The following is a 19,688-nucleotide window of genomic DNA, read 5'->3' as shown; positions in this document are numbered from 1 at the left end:
CCGGCATGGCCTGGGAAGTCGTCACGGCGTCGTTCGAGACGGAACTGCACGCGCGATGGTCGATCTTCTTCGACCGGCTCGAGGTCGCGTGGCTCTACGAACCGTGCGTGTTCCGCGACACCCCCGACTGCGAGTTCACCCCCGCGTTCTGGCTCCCCAACCAGCGCATCTGGTTCGATGCCTGGGACGAGGCCCCTCCCACCGTGATGAGCCGATGGCGGTGCTTCGCCACCGCGGCCGCCGGCAGGCGATTCGAGCCGGGAACCGAGGAGCAACGCGCACCCGGCGAGCCCCCCGCCGAACGCGCCACTCCCCTGCACGTCGACGAACCGTGGCAGGGCATGGCACTTTTGTCGTTGGGACCGATCCCCTGCGGCGGCGTCGCCGACGATACGTGCGAGGCCTGGGGCAGCCCTTCCGAGCCGAAGATGTCCACCGCGAACGACGCGCCTCACCGCTGGACCGTGTGCCCCGGATGCGGCATGTTCGGCACGGGCGCCCATGGCCGGGCCGAACGCTGCGCCTGCCTCGACGACGAGCACGAGCACGGGAAGACCCGCAACGATCATGCGCCGTCGTTGTCCGCCGCCTACCACGCGGCACGCACCGCCGACCTCGAAGCCGTCGACGGCAGCGACGAGGAGCACACGACCGGCCACCGCTTTCTGCGGCGAGCACTGTCCCCGCGCCCCGGCACGACCCTGGCGCGGCGACGGTGCGTGGACCGATGCGGCCCTGTGTCCGACGAATTGCGCCGCGACCTCGGACCTCGGGCGTGGCCGGACGCGGGCGACGCCGAGGTGCTGTGCGCGGCGTGCCCGGGGTTCGTCTGTGCCTCGTGCCACGAACAGCCCGCCGCCGTCTTCGCCGCGGCCTGCGACACGTGCGAGCCCCCCACCCTGCTGACCCCCCGCGCCGCCCGCGATCTCCTCAACGAGCTCGCCCTCGAACTCGCCCGCCGACACAAGGAACCCATTCGAGCGGTGCACACCGCGCTCAACCGCGCCATGGGCATCCGCACACGCGACCACGCCTCGCTCGCCCATCTGGCCATTGGCCTGGACCACATCGAACGCTGGCTCACCGACCACACCTTTCCCGGCCCCTCCCTGCGCGCCCTTTCCGTCGACGACATCGAAGCGCTCAACGGCACGCAACTGCGCGGGGCGGTCGCCGACCGTGTCGGGCCCCTCAGCGCCAAAACCGGTGAAGCCGTGCCCTTCGTGCAGATCCGCGTGAACCACGCCATGGGCACCGACAACCGCGCCCAGGCCGACGACGACCAACTCCGCGTCGGACTCCGGCAGATCCAGGCATGGCTCGACAACCCCGGCTCCTACCCCAGCGGCACCCGCCTCCCACCGCGGCCCCGCCGCCCGTCACCGTCACGAACGCGAGCGTGAGCGGGCAGGACACCGAGCCGAACGGACGGCGCAAGCCGACCCTCTCGCCACAGCGACGTCCGTCCGTCGGCTGTGACGCGAAGGGCGGACGCGTTCGTCGCGCCGAATCGCTTCCGGAACTGCGTGCTCTCTCACCGGTCCGGCTCCTCCTGCGCGTCGCCGATGGCGACACGCAGGTCGTGCATGCTCTGCCGGACCTCGATCATGGAAGCCTCAGCTCGGCCGAGGGCCAGCCGGACGCCGTCCACGTCACCCTCGCGGAAGCACAGGTGGGCGCCGAACACGTCCCCCGCAACCGCCATGACCATGGATGACGCCGCTTGCCCCGGGAGGGTCTCGTCCTCGTCGAGCCCCAGGAGTTGCACCCCGGTGCGTTGCAGTCGGTTGATGAGCACGTTGGCGGACAGCTTCGAGTCCGGCCCCACCTGCTCGATCCAACCCTGCAGCAGTTCGCCTTCGTCCTGTTCGTTCGCCGGCCGCATCGCGGTGGTGGTCTCCAGTTCCACCTTGGCCAGCAGGGCACCGAGTAGTCGTCGGCGGTCCTCGTCCCGCGGACCCTCCGGTCGTACGTCCGGTTCGAAGAGAGGTTCGACTCCCAGCGCAACCATGGCTCTGTAGACCTGTTCCACGCCCACCGGGTGTTCGCTGCTGATGCTCACGGTCCCAGCTTCGCCGTGAGGGACGCTCTCCGGACCGTGACCACGCCGCGTCGTGGGAGTTCCACCCTTGTGCGTCACGGCGGTTGCTCGCCTATCATGGATTCGGCTCTCCGTCGAGCCGCAGGTCGACACGGTCAGGGCCGGGGGAGCCTGCGGTAGTCCTGTCCGGAAATGGGGACGAGGGCATGGGCTGGGGCGATCCGGAGGTGCAGGGCGGGGCCGACCTCGTACCCCCCGGCACCGAGTAGCCGGTCCACAGCGGCAAATCGACCCGCAACGCCCACCCGCCGCGAAACGCGCGTTCCCATCGCACCGCCCGGCACAGGAGGCACGGCCTGTGTCAACGACCACAACACACCTTGCCGCCACCCTCGGCACGCGCGGTATCCCGAAGGATCAGCCAGCGCTCCCGCGACTTCGGTGCCCGTAGCGGCTCAGGTCCGCGGAACGCCGGCCCGGGGGTTGGAGGTCGGCGTAGGGGTGGCGGCGGGCGCCGGTGCCGTGGACCAGAACGCGCCGGGGTTGGGCGGGTGTGGGGTGTGGGGCGGGCGCGCCGAGGAGGTCGAGCGCGGCCCGGGGGCCGTGGTCGCGGCGGGCGGCGGCGATCCCTTGAGGGATTCGAGAATCCGTGGTCACGGTGGTCCGGGCCGGCTTCGCGCCTGGCGGGAGTGGACGGTTCCGCGGGTGTGACCACGGACCGGGTCCGCGTGTCCCGGTCAGTGAGGTCCTACGTTGTCGCGTGTGCGATGAGGGCCTCGAGCTCCGGGGCGGGCCATGGGCGCGCGTCGGCGAGGGGGACATGGTGTCGGCCGGTGGCGATGTCCTCGAGGAGGTCTTCGAGGGTGACATCGGGCCCGACGTCGCGGGTAGTGGCGGGGGTGGTTCCGGTCCAGGCCCAGCGCAGGGCGGCGGCGAGGGCGTGGCGTTCGTCGGCGGGGGTGAGACGGATGTGGACCTCGGGTGGGGTGTGCAGGAGTCGGCGGGCGACGTCGGGGGTGGTGGCGTGGTCCATGCCGCCCCGGTAGGGACCCGTCGGTGGCAACAGGTCCCGGTGGTGGGTGTATTCGTGGTCGACGAACACGGGCTGGTCGCCGGGGCCGATCAGGATGTTCCAGGGTTGCAGGTCGCCGTGGCGCCATCCGGCGGCGTGGAGGTCGTCGAGTGCGGCGAACGCGCGGTGGGCGACCGTGGTCAGGCGCGGTGCGAAGTCGGGCGGGGGGTCGGGGACGCGGCCCCGGGCGCACCACTGCCACAGGTCTACGCCGGGCAGGAACTCCACCGCGGTCCAGACCCCTTCGCCGACGCGTGCGTGTCGGCCGTCGGCGGGATGCAGACCCCGGGCGTGCAGCAGCCGCACGGCCCGGGCCTCGTGCAGGAGCAGGGCCGCGGCCTTCGGTTCGACTGTGGTCTTGATCTTCCAGCGGCCGGCCCGCCAGGCGTCGGTGTGGTGCGTGGTCAGGGGGCGGGGCTCGTCGGTGATGTCGAGGGCGGCGAGAGCGGCGGCGAGCAGCGGGTCCATCGTCACATCCTCGCGCGCTTGGGCTCCGGGTACCGGGTAGTGGCGAGCTCGGTGGTGTCGTCGGTGAGGACCCGGGCGATCTCGGCGGAGATCGGCAGGCCGGTGAGGGCTTCGATCCAGCCGAACTCGCCCGCGCAGTTGGTCTCCAGGTAGGTCCAGCCGTCGGCGGTGACGACGAAGTCCAGCGCGGCGTAGACCAGGCCGAGTTCGCGCACGTGTTCCACACAGGCGCGTTCGACGTCGACGGGTGGCGTAATCGCGGCGTGGCGGCAGTCGGCGGCCGGGACGGTACGCCAATCGAGGGCGCCGTCGGTGGCGATCGACGCGGCGAACACCCGATCCCCGACCACCGTGACGCGGGCGTCGAACAGGCGGTCCTCGACGAGGGCCTGGAGGTAGTGGACGGTGCCGGCGATCGCGTCGAGGTCGTCGCACGCGCGCAGGCGGGTGGTGGGGATCAGGGTGGTGTGGCGTTGGGTGAGGGCCTTGACCACGACCTTGTTGTGGTGGGCGGTCACGAAGGTACGGGCCGTGTCCGGGTCGCACGTGAACAGGGTGTCCGGTACGCGCAGTCCACAGCGTGCCGCGCAGGCGAGTTGGGTGGGTTTGTACTCGGACGCGTCCACGACGAGCGGGTCGTTGACCCACAGGACGGGATGGGCGCGGAGCAGGCCCAGGAGTGCGGTGGTGTTCTCGTCGGCGCGCCAGCGTTCGTCCGCGTCGGGGTGGGTGTCGGGGTGGGTGGGTTTGCGCCAGTACACCGAGGTTGTGGGTCCGAGGGTCGCGGCCCGGTGGCCGTCGTCGAGGACGGTGGTCCAGGTGCCGGCGGCGAACCGGCCGCCGGCGGTGACGGTTTCGCGCAGGCGGCCGGGGTCCAGGCGGATGAACGCGTCACGGTCGAGGCGGCTCGCGACGAGGTCGGCGGTGAGGTCGTCCTCGGCCGCGACGACGATCACGCGGGCTTCGCGGGGGCGCATTACTTGGGGTCGTCCTTGCGGCGCACGCCGCCTTGGTCCTGGGTGCTGGTGTAGTTCGCCACGACCGCGGGATCGGCCGCCTCCACCAGCAGGCGGCCGTCCGCGACGACGTTCGCCCCGGCGAGCGGGTCGTAGCGGTGCTCCGGCAACGAGAGCGGGCGGGTGGTCGGTGCGGGAGCCGCGAGGCGGCGAGTGAGGAGCAGCGGGGTGGCCATGGGTGATCCCTTTCCTGCGGTTGGTGGCTGGTGCGTGGTGGTGCTGTGCGTTACCAGCAGACCGCGCCGCGGTGGGGGCGGGAAGGGTGTGTGCGGTTCGTGCAATCGGTGTGCGTGTTGTGCACACGGCGTCGACGCTGGGTGATTCGCCGGCTACGGTGGGGGCGGACATCGTCTGCGCGCCCAGGGGGTCGTGATGGTCGAGCTCCGTCCGCCGTGGGACGCGCCGCGGGTGCGGGTCCTGGCGGCGCGTGGCGACGTCGGGGGCTTGGTACGTGTCGGGCGTTTGGCGCGGAACTGGCGGCAGCGCGACCTGGGTTCGATCGTGGGTTACTCGGCGTCGACCGTGTCGCGCCTGGAGTCGGGTGCGCGTTCGGGTCGGGATGTGGCGGTGTTGCGCAGGTTGGCCGCCGCGGTGGACATGCCTGTCGGTGTGCTGGGCGCGGCACTGGGCGTGAGCGCGCCGCTACCGGCTAGGGTGGGCCGGACCGCCGTGCGGCGGGACGAGGAGGACGACTCGATGCGCCGACGCCGCCTGCTGACCGCCTCCCTCGCGGCCGTTCCCGTCACGATGCTCGGCGGGGTCGACCAGGCGCTCGCCTCGATCCCCACTCGCTCCTCCCCCACCACCGGCGCCCAGCTCGCCGCCCTGCTGGGGCGCGCCCGTCGCCTGTACGACGAGGGCGACCACGCGGCTCTGATCGCGGCGTTGCCGGACTTGCTCGCCGCCGGGCACACCCACGCCGACACCGTTCCCGGCGATCAGGGCGCGTTCGCGCGTCTGGCCGCGTGCTACGACCTCGCGACCGAGATGCTCTCCAAGATCGGCCGGTACGAGCGGGCGCGGACCGCGGCCGACCGGGCGACGGTGTACGCCCACCACAGCGGATCGCCGCTGGCCGCCGCCGCCTCGGCACGGATGCTCAGCATCGTGCTGCGCCACCAGGGGCAGGAGGCCACGGCGCAGCGCGTGACGATGGAGGCGGCCGCGCGGATGGAGGCCACCGGGTTGAGCACACCGGAACAGGCGGCGGCGTACGCGCAGATGTTGTGCACGGCCGCCTACACGTGCGCCGGTGCCGGGGACCGGGCGAACGCGTTGGAGTTGATGGCCGACGCCAAACGCGCCGTCCGGCGCGTACCCGCCGGACCGGAGGCCAGGACGGTGTTCACGGTGACGCCCGCGTCGGTGGGGCTGTACGAGGTCGGGGTGCTGTACTCCCTCGGCGACGCCGGCGCCGCCCTGCACACCGGACGCCGGTTGCACCCGGGGCAGTTCCCCACCCCCGAGCGACGCGGACGCCTGCACACCGACCTCGCCCGCGCCTGGTGGCAACTCGGCAAACCCGAACAAACCGCTACGGCTCTTGCCGCCGCCCACCGCGAAGCACCCGGCGAAGTCCGCGACCGACCCGCCATCCGCCGCATCGTCACCGAACTCGCCGAGCGACACCCCAACGCCATCGGCGTCCGAGACCTGCTCACCGCCACCAAGGCGCATTGAAAGCGTCACGCCACGCTCTCCGAAAGGCGCGGGCAGCGTGTCCTTCGCGGCCGGCTTTCGTGACATCACGGCACAGCACGCGCTGTGGGGGCCGTACCCACCGCGACACCGCCGACCGCCGAGGACATCACGGCCCAGCCATGTGGTGATGGGCTCCCGACCGGAGCGGCCGCTCGGTGTCGTCGCAGCTCACGACGCGGTCACCCGAGTGCGTGATCGAGGTGACACGACCGTGTCGGACGCCGTCCCGACCCCGAGCGCGAGGACGGGGGTGACCTCCGCCGGGAGCGGGGATGCATGCGCAAGGGCGGCCGGGGCCAGAAGCCGGCCGCGCCGGCGCAGGGTGGGAGCGCGTGTGCCGCATCGGCGCGAGCAGTACAGGCGCTGCTCCGCGGGGGGCACCGGCTGCGCGCACACCGGGCAGTGGCCCGGTGCCAGGACGGGCGTCAGGTCTTCCAGGAGTCGCCGCAGGCGGGTCTCCTCGCCGCGGGTCCAGGGCTCGACGTCGACTTGGCAGCCGGCGAGGAGTTGTGCGAATACGGCCCGTAGCTCGGGGAGTTCGCGGCGGCGGACGCCGAGGAGGTCGAGATACGCCTCGACCGGCCACCGTACGAGGGTGGCGGTGCGGGTGAGGTAGAGACCAAGGCTGTCCACGCGGTGCTCGTCGTGGGTGTCCAGGAGGAGATAGCCGAGGAGTTGGTGGGCGGTGGCCTGGGAGAAGTACCGGGGCGGCCGGTGCTCTTGACGTCCAGGAGCAGGCCGTCGACCAGGAGGTCGGCGTCGGCGGTGATGTTCTCGGTGTTCAGCGGGGGATCCCCGATGCATCGCGCGGGCGGGGTGGCGGCGCGGAGGCCGGCCAGGGGGCCGGAGGCGGCGTAGTAGAACTGGGCGAGGAGGTCGGCGACGAGGTCGGGGTGGGGCAGAGCAAGCAGGCGCTCCAGGGTGAAGGAGGCCGGATCCTCGGACGCGACCAGGAACAGCGGTGTGTACGTGAAGCCCCCGAGGTTGCGGGCCGCGACCTGATACCAGGCCGCGGCCAAGAGCAGCCGGGCCAGGTGCTCCTCCTCCTCGTGGGCACGCTCCATCGGAAGGTCGCGGTCGTCGGGGCGCAGGGCGTGGACGGTGTCGGTCAGGCGGTCGACGAGTTCCCGGCCGATCCGGCGCATCCGTCGACCCGCCGTGCGGCCTGCCGCATCCGCGCAGGACGCGACGCCGATGAGCGTCGCGAGGTCGACGGGCCGTGCTGCGGTGAACGCCAGGCGCAGCCGTTGGTCGACGGCGGTTCCTACGGTGCCGGCTTCCGTGCCCACCCCGGGCGGGCGTCGGAGTTGGCACGGCCGGGCGTGCTGCGCATGGAAGCTCTCGCGCAACGGCCGGACCCCGGCGGAGAGTTCACAATCGAGGAATCGACGCAGCGGGGTGCGGGGGCTGTCCAGGGCGGAAGTCAGGCTCATCCCGGGCGCCCCGTGGTGGTGGGGCGGGGGAGGTGTGGGCGGCGTGGGTGTTCCTGCGGGTGGGTGCATGTATGCCATGTCCGGGAAGTTAGGAACGAGATCGGGCAGCTTGTAGGACATTTGGGGTATTTATGGTCGTTCGGTCGGGGATTGTTCACCGGGTCGGAGCAGTCTCGGGGGACGCCGGACATCGTCGGGGCCCGGCAGGTGCCCTCGGGGCGTCCCGGGCATCCTCTCCGGTCGACGAGCGCGGGCGGGGCGGCTGTCGGAGTCGATCCTCGGGTTCCGGCCGTTCCGGGCGTAGCGGCGCAGCAGGTCGGCGAGCGGGGTGTCGTCGAGACCGGTCGGGGCGGAGCGGTGTGTTCGGTGGTCGCCCGCGCTGTCGGTCTACGAGAAGGTTCGTGTTCCCCTCGTCTCCCCGATGCCCGGGCGCCGTTCGCGCCCGCGCGGTCTGCCGACATCCCGATCGACGAACGGCACGCAGGGTTCGACGCATGAGTCGCTTCGGTCGCTCCCGTGTCCACGAACCCGGCTCCGTCGTCGTCGCCCACATGCCCTCGACGCGCGGTCGACGAGCACTCGACGACGGGGGCGAGGCGATCCGCGGCCGGACGCGGCCGCAGGCGCTCGGGGCCGAAGGAATGGTGGCCGCGGGCCGCGACGGCGGGCCTTGAGTGGTTCGACTCCCGGCCACAGGCCGAGTCCGCCGAGTCGTTAGCCATCGTCACCGAGCACCCGCGACACAACAGGGCCAAGACCGGGGAGGCGTGGAACGTCCACTGCCAAATCCGCGGCCACGGTGCCGTTCGATCTGTGGTGGAGCCCGCACCGGCCGTACGGCCGCCTGTTGAGGGAACGAGCCGAGGCGGCGCACACACGGTCGAACGATCCGAGAAGACATGACGTCGCCGCTGCGCGCCGAGGAATTGACCCGCCTGACCCTCCACCATCACGGCCACTGCGAGCGGTGCCGAGAGCCGTACCCGTGCATGGTGGTCCGCTCGGCCACTGCGCGTTTCGCGGACGACTCGCAGCAGTACGCGCCATTGTGGGGCCGGTCGACGACATAGTGAGTCGTAGCCCGATATCGGAATCCCGATGTCGCGCCGTCGCGCCTTCGACGACGACCGAGCCGTGTGGCGCCGCTGCGCCGACAACTCGATGTCACCTATGGAGAGACCGTCCCTCGCAGCCGGCTCCGGGCAGTTGGGCGACGGCTCTGCACCGACTGGCAGCACGTCCGTGTGATCAGTGCATTGGTCGGGCCGTCGACTCCGTCGTCTCGTCGGTAATCTCGCGCAGGGGAACGAGATCGTCCGCGGCCCCCGCCGTTTGCGTCCGCCGCAGGGCGCGCAGGGCGGGATGGTCGGGCGCGACGCCGTTGGCGATGGCCATCTCGGTGTACGAGTCGTACAGCTCGACTCCGTCGGGAATCTCCGGCGGCACCAGTCGACCGGTCCGCAGGGGTTCGCGGATCTGCGGATTGCCGTCGGCGCCGCGCAACAACCAGCCGGCGCAGACCAAGGGGCGTGCCGGTGTGGAGGAATGACACCCGAACCGGCGCGTCGAGCCGGGTGCGCTGGTGGGAGCGCTGAGTTCGAACGCCGCGGCGGGGAATTGACCGGGCGGGGCGTCGCGTCGCCACGGGCACGGCTCGACACCGCCGCACGGCCGCACGGGAGCGGAAGGGACACCGGCGTGGGCCACGGTGGTAACGCCCCACACGTCGTCGGCGGGACGCACGGCCACCACGCTCGCGGTCGGAAACGACCCGGCCGCGATCCCCGGGGAGCGCGGAGACCGCTCGCACGAATTCGGAACCTCGCCGGCGGCCGCGTGTGCGTTCAACAGCACCAACAGCGCGTCCGGTTCCAGGCCCGCCTCCGCGGCGAGTTCGCGCAGGCGCGCGCGGACCCGTCGGTCGTGCGCGGTGTCGGCGTCGTAGGGGAAACCGCCGACCACGCTCACCGCAGGGTTGCTTTCCGCGCCGTCGGCCGCGCCGGCCGACAGCGCGTCGGCGTTCGTGTCGCCCGCAATTCCGCCTGGCATGCTGTTCCCTTCCGCCCGTGGACATCCGCGTTCGTCTTCTCGTCGTTGCGCCTGGCACGGCCGGCCGGCTTCTGGAGCGGGGGTCCGCCGGTCCCCGCCGGCCGCCTCCGCTGCACGATACTCGGCGCGACATGCCCCCACCGACCGCTTCCGCTCGGCCGGCGTGCGTACGCCCGGGTCGTACTCGGGCCGCGCGACTCTCACCGTGCCCCGACCGCCCACGTGCGCGTGCTCCCCCTCCCGGGGGTGCCGTCGCAGGGGCTGCGCCTTCCTTCTCGCGCACCGGCACGGTCCGGAGCGGCAGGCCGGCCGGCCCAATCGTTCGGCCCGCGATAGGGAAGCGGGTGGATCGGCAACTACCGCGTAATGGTGTCGGGTTCGTTCCTTGCCGCCGCCGGAAGGTGCTTCCGGCAACGGTGTGTGGGCGTGTGTGGGGTCCGTCCGCGCCCCGCGCCGAGGCCGCCCGCAACGCCGTTGCGCAGGCGGCCGCGCTGGAAGCGGATCGCCTCGATGTCGGCGGCGGGGGAGATTCGGCAACCGGAAGGCCTGCGAGCGATGCCGCGGCTGCGAAGGTGCGTTTCGCCAGGGCCGGGGCCCGCTTCCGGGTCCTCGCGACGCCCGAATCGAAGGCGAAGTCGCTGACCGGACATTCGGTGTCCATCCTTTCGATGACCACCCCCGCGATCATGGTCATCGGCTTGTGTTCATCCTTGATCCGGTGCGAGGTGCCTGGGCACCGGGAGACGAGACAAGCCTGAGGTGGACATCATGGTCGACGATTCGCGGGACGAGGAAGCCAAGCCGGACGGTGGGATGGACGAGGGCACGTCCGCCCCCGAACCTGACGTGGACCCAGAGATGTTGCGTCGCGCCGCCGTGAACTACGCGGCATACGTGATCGAGCGCACGGCCGGGCTCCACGACCCGAATCGTCTCGTGACAATGGCCGACCTGGATCCGGGGCTGTTCCCCGAAGGCGACACCGATCCGGCTGTACTCAAGTACCTGGCACGGTTGCTCGAGCGTCGAGTAGCCGAGGCGGCCGACGACACCCCACGCACATGAACCCCTCGGGGCTGCGTGGACTACTCGGTGCGCACCGCGTCGAGCCGCCGCAGCATGGCGGGAATGTCTCGTTCCCTGTCCGGTGCGACCCGGACGAGGAGATGACCGAGGGCGTAACCCACGGTGGCATCGGGGCTCTCGACCCGCAGCCAGGCTTCGACCGCCAACTGCAGGACGCGAGTCACCTCCTCAGCCGGGGAACCGAGGTGATCGAGCCCGACTGCGGCCAGTTAGTACAGGCGAACCGCTTCGTCCCAGTTGCGCGACCCTCGGGCCGCGTGGCCCTGGAACTCGAGTGCGATGGTGGTGTCGGCCAGGTCCTGCGGATCGAACTCCATGGCCGCGCTATTCGAGGCGTCCGTTGGTGACCCGCGTCCGCGGGTCACGCCTGCGGAGCGCAGCGCTCCAGAAGCCGGTCGCGTTGCTGTACGCCCAGGCCCTGCACTCGCCGGCTCGTGGAGATACCCAGTTCGGCGAGCAATCGGTCCGCGCGCGCCTTCCCGATGTCCGGGAGGGACTCGAGCAAGGCTCGGACCGGCATCCTGCGCACCGCCAGGGTGTCGGTGTCCAACACCTCGCGCAGCGAGATCCTGCCGCGCTTGAGTTCCTCCTTCACTGCGGCCCGCTCCTTGCGCACGGCGGCGGCCTTCGAGAGCGCGGCCCGGCGCTCCTCAAGACCGATCACGGGCACGGTCATCGGTTTCTCCTCGCGTCATCCGATCGCAACCGGCCCATCACGGCCGCATGTTCGTGGCCTCGACCAGCAGCTTTACGGATGATGCCGAAAGACCTCGATCCCGCGACCGGGCGGACCCACGCCGCAATGGAACCGATCGCGTCATCCGATGCCGTTGGCGGGGGGCTCCCGTTCGACGGCCCTCGCCGCTGCCCGATACCGCCTGGACCGGCCACCTCCCCCTCCTCCGCGCACGACACCACACGTGGTCCTTCGCCCTACGACCCATCGCGCGAGACCGGAACACGTAGCGCGCGTTCACGGCCGGGACGGCCGGTCTCACGACTGGTGGTGACGTCGGGCATGCTCGCCCGAGTCGTTGCTCATCTCCTCGTAGCAGTGGGTGCCGCAGGCGAGACCGAAGTTGGCCACCATCCAGTCGAACCGCAGGAACTCGTCCTCGTCGTCGGGCGCGGTGGCTCCGCAGTTGTCGCAGTGGTCGACGTCCGGGCCCGGGCAGTCGTCGTCGTCGGAGTCGCTGGCCATGTCTCGGTCCTCCGTCCAGGCGTGACGCGCGGATTCCTCGGAAAGGTACGTGGTCCGGTGCTCCGACACCTTCGGGTCCTCGAACCAGTGGCGGACGGTCCACAGCAACACGTGGGATCCGTCGGCCAGGACGAACCGGTGCTCGTCCAGCTGGATCCCCCGTTCGTTCGACGGCTCCTGCGTCCATCCCTCTCGCTCGACGCTCTTCACGGAGCGGGCGTGGACCAGTTTCTCCCGCAGGTCCTCGCAGTCACGCACGCCGTCGAGCAGTGCGGCGGCCCGTCGACCCGCGTGGTTGGGGACGATGAGGTCACGGGCGATCGCCTCGGTTGCGGTGAGCCAGCGGCCCCTGTCGCGGCGAAGTTCGGGCTCGTACGCGCGGCGGGCGTCGATGCCCGCGTCGGCGAACCGGGCGGCGTCCGTCGCGCGCCAGCGCGGATCCCCCGCGGCCGGGACCCTGTCGCCGTCCTCCATCGGCCAGCCGGCCGTCGTCCACTCGGCCGGGGCGCGGCCGAGCAGCGCGCGGGCGTCGTCGGCGTCGACGACCGCGAACAGCTCGTCGCGGACCTCGCACAGCCGCTGCGCCGTCCACCCCCCGGCGCGCAGGAGCGCGGCGGCCTCGGCGTTCGCGCCCGCGGTCGCGTACGCGGCGCGCGAGCGCCCGAACTCCTCCTCGTAGGCGCCGAGTACGCTCACGCGTTCGGCGGTGAGCGGCAACACGTAATCGCTGACCACTCTGCCCCGACCGACGCCGTAACCGAACCGGGTGACGTAGACGACGCCATTGTCCGGGTCCACCACGAGTTCGTCGTCGGCGTCCGTGTGCGGGTAGTCGGCGGGCGCGACTCGCATCCCGGCGGTCCGATCACGAGCGGCGAGGCGGCCCTTGAACGCGTCGGTCGGGGCGGGCGGGATGTCCAGGCGGTGGCGCAGGCCGAGCAACCGATGGCCCTCGCGGCGCAGCGCGTCGGCGGGATCGTCGTCGGTGTCGGCCACGACCGTGTACGCGTGGCCCGGTTGTCCTGCGAGACACGGGCGCGGGATGTCGAGCACGCGCACGACCGTTCCGGGCTCCCACTCGATGCGTTTCGCGGTGCCCCGGCCCTTCACGAGCAGCGCGCCGGTGACGACGGTGGTGCCGCCGAGGAGCCTCACTCCCGCGCTGTCCGGGGCGGTGGTGGCGAGCGACATGCCGGCCCAGTCGAGAGTCGTCCCGGTCTGCGGGTCGGCGGCGTCCAGCCGCAGGTCGATGTCCACGTGGGAGACGGGGGTGAGTCCGTCCCGGCCGAAGACGTCGCGCAACGCGGCCACGACGACGTCGCGGTGTTCCGTCGGGAACTCCCCGATGTACGCGGGTGGTCGCGTGATCCGGAGTCGGCGCACGGTCTTCCACGCGGGGTGGCTCGTGTCGGGGACCTCCAGGCGCAGCCCGTCGCCGTCGAAGTTGGCGCGCCAGTGGATACCGGCTCTGGTGGCCTTGTGCGGGCGTCGGCGTTCGGCGGTGGCTTCGAGGGTCATTGCCGTCTCCTGTGTGGCGCGGTGGCGCCCGCGCGAGCGGGAATCGTGGGATGGGCGGCCGCCCGTGCCCCGGGGGCCGACACGCATGCGGGGCCGGGTGATGGCGCGGGCGGACCGGAGGCCGCCGGTGGGGTTGGGGTGGATGGCGGGCGGCCCCGGGGTCAGGCGCTGTCACCCTCCCAGTGCAGTCGCCCGTCCGGCGGGTCGGCGTGGACGTAGTGGGAACGTCCGTCCGGGTAGGCGCCGTTGCCGGCGTACAGCGCGACTCCCCTCGGGTAGTGCTGTGGGCCGTTGTCGATCAGGACCATCCACAGTCCGTCGAGCGGGCCGCCGACCAGCTCGATGCCGGGGGTGCCCTCGGGCGGGGGCGGGTCGCCGAACTGGTCCTGGCCGTACCAGCGGCGGGGTGTCGTGGTTGTCATGGGGTCCAGTGTGGCCGGTACCCCCGACCGGCTGGGCGCGAAGCGAGAGGTTGTGGTCATCCGCCTTAGCCGGCGCTGTCGATGGGGCCAATGTCGAAGGAGTCGTCATCCATCAGCTCGGAGTCGTCCGTTGGCTACGTGCGTGGCAGGTGCGGGTTGCGGCATCACCGGACCATCCTTCGCGGGGGTCGTCCGCGTAGACGACACCGAGCTCGTCCTGTGCGAACAGCCAGGGCGTGCTGTGGAACGTCCGGTCGTATCTCACGCGGACGGCCGACCCGGGCAGCCAGGACTCGCCACCGTCATGACTGTGCATGGTCGGTCCGAGGTAGGTCACCGGATCACCGTGTGGGTCAGGGATGGTGTCCCCGGGGCGGATCTGTGCGCCGGTCGTGACGTCGAAGAGGTGGCGGTCGGGTTCCGCCGGGTCGTGCAGTTCGCCACGAAGCGGATTCCGGGTCAGGGAGGTCGGTTCCGCGTCGAGCTGCGCGCGGCGACGTTCGTAGTCCTCCAGGGCCACGCGTCCGGTCGCGGTGAGGACGACGCCCACCCCGTCGGCGGCGTAGGTCACCAGGTCCTCGGCGAACAGGCGCACACACCCCGATCACGACCGATCTCGCGCCGATCTGCGTCGACTGCGGCAAACCACTCGCGGCCTCGCTCGCCAACGAAGGGACGCACGTGTACTGCCCCCGAAATAGGGACGGCGCCGACCGGGATCAACTTGGCGGGAGATCCGGACGACGCCGACGTGGACCCTCAACTACGCGTAGAAGGGAGTCGGCTCCATCATGGCGGCAGGCTGGCCATGTGTCTACTCTACGACGGCGTCGAAGCCTTGGACGACTACCTTCCGCCGCAGAAGACGGCCATGGCACGCAAGGTCGCCGACGCCCCGCCGCCGGGGGGCGAGGCCTGGACCCGCCGATCGCGTTCCGTGGCGTGGCGGTTTTCACGTGGTGGTGGAGCGGTAGATAGCGAGCCATCCGCTCGCGCTGTGGTCGCCTCGGCGGGTGAAGGCGGCCACGCCTCGGTGGCCTGCGGAGGTGTCGTCGGCGGCGGATTCGGGATAGGGCAGCGTGGTGGTGTCGTCGAGTCCGGTGTGGGTGTGTCGGGCGGTTCCGTCCCACACGTGGACGACCGCGCCGGGGGGCACGTCGGTGACGATGCCGTGCGCAGGGGCGGCCGTGAGTGCGGTGTGTGTGGTTCGGGCGTTGAGGAGCGCGGTGTACTGATCGGGTTCGAGGCGGCATCCGCTGGGTGGGCGTCCGGTGGGCCAGTCGGGGTCGGTGACGTCGCGGGCGGTGGCGGCTCGCCACATGTGCGGGATGGCCTCGGTGGCGTGCAGGGGGGTGGCCATCTGTTCGCACATCCACAGGAGGCGGCCCGCCCCGCGGCGGGGGCCCAGGAGGCGCCAGCGCACGCGGCGTCCGAGGTCGGCGGCGGTGATCACGGCCCAGGGGTGGAGGGTTCCGCACGTGCCCTGGGCGCCGAGCCAGGACAGGTAGCGTTGCGCCTCCTCGAGCACGGGCGTGAGGTTGTCGGTGGGGATGCCCGCGATCGTGCGGCCGGGTCGGCGGAACAGGTGGGGGCTGTTCGCCACGAGCAGGAGTGCGGCGCGGGCGAGGTCTCCGGGTTGGAGGGAGGGTTTGGACGCGAGGCCGGTTCGTGGGGGTGCCCACGTGCCGAGGTCGGTGTCGATGCCTCGGGCGTGCAGGACGCGCAGGACGGCGGTTTCGGCGCGTTCGTTGACGGGGGCCTGTTCGAGGGCGGGCAACAGGACGGCTGCCAGGAGGATCAGGAGGTCTTCGGCGTCGTCGGCGCCGTGGGGGATCGGGAGGGACGCGACGGCTTTGCGCAGTTGGTCGGCGACGGTGACGGTGACCATGATGCGGCTGGTGAGGCGGCCGAGGTCGGTGGCGACGAGGTCGTCGTCGCCGCGGGGGCCGGGGTCGCGTCGGAGGCAGTCGGCTTCGACGAGGAGGTCGAGTGCGTCGCCGAGTGGGTCGAGGTCGCGGTCGCCCTGGTGGTGGGCGAGGGTCTGGAGCCACCAGGCGTCGGCTTCGCGGATGGTGCGTACGCGTTCCTGGACGACTTCGGCCAGGAGTTGGTCCGGGAGGGTGTTGCGGATCTGGGAGCGGACGGTGTAGCCGGCGGCCAGGCGGGCCTGCCAGATCGGTCGTTCCGTTTCCTCGGTGACCAGGTAGGCCCAGCCCTCGGTCTCTCCGGCGCCGACGCGTCCCGCCCGGCCGAACATCTGTTGGACCGTGGAGACTTCGACGCGGTCCATACCGATCTGGGTGTCGCGGACGACCACCGCGCGGGCGGGCAGGTTGACGCCGGCCGCCACGGTGGAGGTGGCGACCAGGACGTCGGCGTGACGGTTGCGGAAGTCGCGTTCGGCTTCGCGTTTGTGGGGCCAGTCGCGGTAGTGCAGGGCGACGCCGGCTTGTGCGCACAGGTCGTGGACGCGGTCGGTGTCGTCCGGGTCGGCGCCGGTGGTGGGTACTCCCCTGCTGTGCGCGACGGCCAGCGCGGTGGTGCGGACGTTGCGTTTGCTTCCGCAGAAGACCAGGACGCTGCCGTGGTGCTCGGCGACGGTCTCGGTCAGGCGTACGGCGGCACGGGTGCGGGCGTGTTGGCGACTTGCGCGGTCTCCGGCGAGGGGGATCATCGGGAGTTGCCACACCAGGCGGGTGGGGCGCCAGGCGACGCGGACGGTGTGCGCCGCGAGCCAGTCGGCGATGTCCTCGGCGTTGGAGACGGTGGCCGACAGTCCCACGATGCGGACCTGGTCGGCGACTTCGCGTACCCGGGCCAGCAGGGCCTCCAGGACGGGGCCTCGGACGGGGTCGCCGAGCAGGTGGATCTCGTCGACGACGAGGCAGCCGACCTTGGCCAGGATGTCGCGCAGGGAGGCGTTGCGGCAGATCGCCTCGAACTTCTCGGTGGTGGAAATCCACACGTCGGCGTCGCGGATCGCTTGGACGTCGGTGGCGTATTCGCCGGACAGGCGGGCGACGCGGATCCCGTGGCGGCGCCAGGGTTCGAGGTCGCGGTCGAGTTCGTCGGTGAGTGAGCGTTGGGGCACCAGCCACACGGCCTTGCGGCCTCGGTCCCAGGTGTCGAGGGCGGCGACCATGCCGATGGGGGTCTTGCCCGCGCCGGTGGGCGCCACGATCAGTACGTGGCCCACGTCGGGGTCCAGGACGACGGGTATCGCCTGGATCTGTGCGGGGTTGAACGTGGGATGCGGCAGCAACGGGGCCCATGCGGCGGGGACGAGGTCGGCCACCGGCACCGGGTCGGGGACGCCGGTGGGATCGACCGGGGCGAGGTTGTCCCAGGCGGCTTCGAACACGTCGCGGGCCGCGTGCGCGCCGGGGCCTTCGACGAGTCGGCGTTGGTCGTCGGCGCCGTTCGCGGCGAACGGCGACAACCTCGGTCGTGCGATCGGTTCGACGTGTGCGCCGTCGTCGTCGAGGGTGGTGACCAGTTCGGACTCGACCCAGTAGGGCACGGCGCGAAAGGGCACACCGTGTTCGGTCAGGTGCTCGCGCAGCGCCCGGTAGTCGTCGCCTTCGGGGAGGATCACCCGAACGTCGACGTCCCGGGGAAGGGGGGTGGGCAGGCGCCAGTGCGGGTCGGCGACCTTGCTCCAGTACAGGCGCCGCGTCTCCCGGTGGGTCGACGTGGGCAGATCGGTCGGCCACTTCCCCGGCTGGTCGAGTCGGCGGGCGACGATCGCGGGCGGGCGGGGTTCGCCCCTTGCCGGAACCGGCGCGCCGGCGCGCGGGAGGGGGACGGGTGATCGGCGCTCCGGCGCGTCGCCCGGCGTGCCCGATGTGCCCGGCGTGCCAAATATGCCCGGCGTACCCGGTAATGGTGGTTTGTTCAGGTCGCGGGAGCTGATTCCGAGATCGGCGAGGGTGCTGACGGCGGGGCAGGCGGGGCAGACCAGGGCGATGTACCGTCCGGGTTTGCCGTTCGCGTCGGCGTAGGGCTTGCGCAGGCTGTGCAGTACGCCGTCGCACGCGGGACACGGGTAGGCGACCTGTTTCTCGTAGCTCCATCCCGGCCGGACCATGCGTTCGGGCAGGGCGGTGACGGGGGGCGAAACACCCCATCGCCGCGCGATGACACCGGCGACGGTGGAGTCGTCGCCGTCCGCCGTCGAGGGCTCGATCGCCTTCGTCGTGCCGGCGGTGCCGCAGGCCTGTGCGTACGCGAGGCGACGCTCGTTGTGATTGCTCACCCGGTCCTTGCCGTCGCGCCCCACACAGTGCCGGCCGATCGCGGCGTCGCAGAAGGAACACGCGACCGACGCCCTGACGCGCTCGCGATGCGCCGCCTGTTCGTCCTCGTCGCAGATTCGCGGCCGCGTGTCGGCTCGCACCGGGGTGGGCCCGGCGTCGTCCGGGCGGTGGGTCGCGCACCATACGTTCTCCGCGGGCACCAGTGCCCGACATCGACGTCCTTGCAGTGTGGTGCCCGAGCACTGCTGAACGGGGCCGGCCGCGGCAGGTGACGTCACGATCACATCATGCGGCACGACACCGGGACAGTCCCAGCACTGGGTCGGCAGAGTGGGGCGGTCCGTCTGCCGTCGTCGGCGTGATGCCAGCGGGATGCGGGGCACCGGCGTCGTCCACGGCCTTCAACCGTGGGATCGGCGACACGAGTCGATCGAGTTCCTCGGAGACCGTTTCCTCCAGGTCCGCGCGCAACGCGTCCGGCACCGGGTCCTCGACCAGGCACGACCGCACTCACCCGCACCTCGGCCGGCTGCGTCGCATCCGCCCGGCACGCTCGGGCCCACACAAGGGCGGGCCGGCGCTGGCACCATCCGCGCCCGCACCGCGGATCGCCCTCGACACCGAGCCGTTCGTGCGGGGCGTCTGCGCATCGTCTTGCGGGTAGCGGCCTCAAGCTCCGTATGCGCCACTGGACGCCGGCACCCGAGTGATCGCCGCTTCGACGAGGTACCGTCCGGAACGTGGCTGCCACGGCGGGGAGTTCCTCGCGGGCCGGTCGACGGGTCTGCCGCGGGTGCTCGGCCCCGGACGCGGTCGCGCGTCCGGCCGAACACCGACCGTCGCGGTTTTGCCGTCTGTAGTGGGCGGTGGCTTCGAGGGGGCCCGGGCCACGGTCCGGGTACAGGCGTCCCGTTCCACGGCTGTGCGCGGCAAGGCCTGGGACGTCGTTACGGCGTCGCCTCGACTGCGAACAGTGCCCGTCTGCCCCGGCGTTACGAGCGTTGGTCGGAGCTGGCCAGGCAAACCGTTCGGGAGCCACGCTGGACGAGATTTCGCAACCCCGGAGTGCCGTGGCTGCATGTCCCGCCTGTCGACGGCCCGTTGCCGACCTCGCGGGGTCCGATCCGACGTCGGCGCGGCGCCGCCCCTGAGGGCTGCCGAAACCCGCGAGCCCTACACAGAACCGTTCGAACCGGTGACGCCCCACACCATCGCATCCACACGGAACTGCACCACCCACTGGCCGATTCCGGTCCCCCGGTGAGGATGTCAACACATCGGGCGCCACTCGCCAGCCGCAACGAACACTACCGACCGTGGGATGAGCTTCGTGACCCGCCGGGCTTGTTGCCGACCACTCGACGGTGAACTCGCGGAACTGCTCCAAGCCGCCGTGCTGCGGGTCACCGCCGAAGGTGCCTCGGA

Annotated in this window: 15 protein-coding genes and 1 pseudogene; 3 read left to right on the top strand and 13 right to left on the bottom strand. The window is 71.7% G+C overall.

Features of this window, described 5'->3' with window-relative positions; all coding sequences use genetic code 11:
• Positions 1-5 precede the first annotated feature (5 nt).
• Positions 6-1,403: a hypothetical protein gene (locus ACMXN5_RS50010; protein ID WP_439681693.1), complete on the top strand. Its 1,398-nt coding sequence runs from the start codon at positions 6-8 to the stop codon at positions 1,401-1,403.
• 131 nt (positions 1,404-1,534) lie between these two features.
• On the opposite strand, the gene ACMXN5_RS50005 is transcribed toward ACMXN5_RS50010, so the two are convergent.
• The 5 genes and pseudogenes from ACMXN5_RS50005 to ACMXN5_RS49985 form a co-directional block, all read right to left on the bottom strand.
• Entirely contained in the window at positions 1,535-2,062 is a 528-nt protein-coding gene (locus ACMXN5_RS50005) for a hypothetical protein (RefSeq protein ID WP_439681692.1), read from the bottom strand.
• Between the two features lie 396 nt (positions 2,063-2,458).
• A pseudogene (locus ACMXN5_RS50000) lies at positions 2,459-2,707 on the bottom strand (hypothetical protein); the annotation flags it as partial.
• An 82-nt stretch (positions 2,708-2,789) separates the two neighbouring features.
• Entirely contained in the window at positions 2,790-3,581 is a 792-nt protein-coding gene (locus tag ACMXN5_RS49995) for a hypothetical protein (protein ID WP_439681691.1), read from the bottom strand.
• A gap of 2 nt (positions 3,582-3,583) precedes the next feature.
• Positions 3,584-4,558: a hypothetical protein gene (locus ACMXN5_RS49990; RefSeq protein WP_439681690.1), complete on the bottom strand. Its 975-nt coding sequence runs from the start codon at positions 4,556-4,558 to the stop codon at positions 3,584-3,586.
• On the bottom strand, positions 4,558-4,773 hold the full coding sequence (locus tag ACMXN5_RS49985; RefSeq protein ID WP_439681689.1) for a hypothetical protein: 216 nt from the start codon (positions 4,771-4,773) through the stop codon (positions 4,558-4,560). Before ACMXN5_RS49985 ends, ACMXN5_RS49990 begins: the two co-directional genes overlap by 1 nt.
• Positions 4,774-4,969: 196 nt before the next feature.
• On the opposite strand from ACMXN5_RS49985, the gene ACMXN5_RS49980 reads away from it, so the two are divergent.
• Entirely contained in the window at positions 4,970-6,277 is a 1,308-nt protein-coding gene (locus ACMXN5_RS49980; protein ID WP_439681688.1) for a helix-turn-helix domain-containing protein, read from the top strand.
• Between the two features lie 446 nt (positions 6,278-6,723).
• On the opposite strand, the gene ACMXN5_RS49975 is transcribed toward ACMXN5_RS49980, so the two are convergent.
• Both ACMXN5_RS49975 and ACMXN5_RS49970 read right to left on the bottom strand, forming a co-directional pair.
• On the bottom strand, positions 6,724-7,731 hold the full coding sequence (locus ACMXN5_RS49975) for a hypothetical protein (RefSeq protein ID WP_439681687.1): 1,008 nt from the start codon (positions 7,729-7,731) through the stop codon (positions 6,724-6,726).
• Between the two features lie 1,248 nt (positions 7,732-8,979).
• Positions 8,980-9,780: a DUF6283 family protein gene (locus ACMXN5_RS49970; RefSeq protein WP_439681686.1), complete on the bottom strand. Its 801-nt coding sequence runs from the start codon at positions 9,778-9,780 to the stop codon at positions 8,980-8,982.
• A gap of 768 nt (positions 9,781-10,548) precedes the next feature.
• On the opposite strand from ACMXN5_RS49970, the gene ACMXN5_RS49965 reads away from it, so the two are divergent.
• A complete protein-coding gene (locus tag ACMXN5_RS49965; protein ID WP_439681685.1) occupies positions 10,549-10,845 on the top strand; it encodes a hypothetical protein in 297 nt (98 codons plus the stop codon).
• Between the two features lie 20 nt (positions 10,846-10,865).
• Here the strand turns inward: ACMXN5_RS49965 and ACMXN5_RS49960 are convergent, their stop codons facing one another.
• The 6 genes from ACMXN5_RS49960 to ACMXN5_RS49935 form a co-directional block, all read right to left on the bottom strand.
• Positions 10,866-11,030 (bottom strand): hypothetical protein, encoded by a 165-nt coding sequence (locus ACMXN5_RS49960; RefSeq protein ID WP_439681684.1) that lies wholly within the window; start codon positions 11,028-11,030, stop codon positions 10,866-10,868.
• 197 nt (positions 11,031-11,227) lie between these two features.
• On the bottom strand, positions 11,228-11,542 hold the full coding sequence (gene mihF / locus ACMXN5_RS49955) for an integration host factor, actinobacterial type (RefSeq protein ID WP_439681683.1): 315 nt from the start codon (positions 11,540-11,542) through the stop codon (positions 11,228-11,230).
• 318 nt (positions 11,543-11,860) lie between these two features.
• Positions 11,861-13,585 carry a hypothetical protein gene (locus ACMXN5_RS49950; protein ID WP_439681682.1) on the bottom strand — a complete coding sequence of 575 codons (1,725 nt, stop codon included), beginning with the start codon at positions 13,583-13,585 and terminating at the stop codon, positions 11,861-11,863.
• A 161-nt stretch (positions 13,586-13,746) separates the two neighbouring features.
• Positions 13,747-14,007 carry a hypothetical protein gene (locus tag ACMXN5_RS49945; protein WP_439681681.1) on the bottom strand — a complete coding sequence of 87 codons (261 nt, stop codon included), beginning with the start codon at positions 14,005-14,007 and terminating at the stop codon, positions 13,747-13,749.
• A 112-nt stretch (positions 14,008-14,119) separates the two neighbouring features.
• Positions 14,120-14,602: a hypothetical protein gene (locus ACMXN5_RS49940; RefSeq protein ID WP_439681680.1), complete on the bottom strand. Its 483-nt coding sequence runs from the start codon at positions 14,600-14,602 to the stop codon at positions 14,120-14,122.
• A 357-nt stretch (positions 14,603-14,959) separates the two neighbouring features.
• Positions 14,960-18,541, bottom strand: coding sequence for a DEAD/DEAH box helicase (locus tag ACMXN5_RS49935; RefSeq protein WP_439681679.1), 3,582 nt, complete (start codon positions 18,539-18,541; stop codon positions 14,960-14,962).
• Positions 18,542-19,688 lie beyond the last annotated feature (1,147 nt).

The organism is Embleya australiensis (assembly GCF_051903075.1).
Taxonomy (GTDB): Bacteria; Actinomycetota; Actinomycetes; order Streptomycetales; family Streptomycetaceae; genus Embleya.
This window is presented reverse-complemented; position numbering and strand designations above follow the sequence as displayed.

Bases quoted from the DNA above. Each gene is read 5' to 3' on its own strand.
- ACMXN5_RS50010 (WP_439681693.1), top strand. From the start codon at position 6: ATGGCCTGGGAAGTCGTCACGGCGTCGTTCGAGACGGAACTGCACGCG.
- ACMXN5_RS49995 (WP_439681691.1), bottom strand. From the start codon at position 3,581: ATGGACCCGCTGCTCGCCGCCGCTCTCGCCGCCCTCGACATCACCGAC.
- ACMXN5_RS49990 (WP_439681690.1), bottom strand. From the start codon at position 4,558: ATGCGCCCCCGCGAAGCCCGCGTGATCGTCGTCGCGGCCGAGGACGAC.
- ACMXN5_RS49985 (WP_439681689.1), bottom strand. From the start codon at position 4,773: ATGGCCACCCCGCTGCTCCTCACTCGCCGCCTCGCGGCTCCCGCACCG.
- ACMXN5_RS49980 (WP_439681688.1), top strand. From the start codon at position 4,970: ATGGTCGAGCTCCGTCCGCCGTGGGACGCGCCGCGGGTGCGGGTCCTG.
- ACMXN5_RS49975 (WP_439681687.1), bottom strand. From the start codon at position 7,731: ATGAGCCTGACTTCCGCCCTGGACAGCCCCCGCACCCCGCTGCGTCGA.
- ACMXN5_RS49970 (WP_439681686.1), bottom strand. From the start codon at position 9,780: ATGCCAGGCGGAATTGCGGGCGACACGAACGCCGACGCGCTGTCGGCC.
- ACMXN5_RS49965 (WP_439681685.1), top strand. From the start codon at position 10,549: ATGGTCGACGATTCGCGGGACGAGGAAGCCAAGCCGGACGGTGGGATG.
- mihF (WP_439681683.1), bottom strand. From the start codon at position 11,542: ATGACCGTGCCCGTGATCGGTCTTGAGGAGCGCCGGGCCGCGCTCTCG.
- ACMXN5_RS49950 (WP_439681682.1), bottom strand. From the start codon at position 13,585: ATGACCCTCGAAGCCACCGCCGAACGCCGACGCCCGCACAAGGCCACC.
- ACMXN5_RS49945 (WP_439681681.1), bottom strand. From the start codon at position 14,007: ATGACAACCACGACACCCCGCCGCTGGTACGGCCAGGACCAGTTCGGC.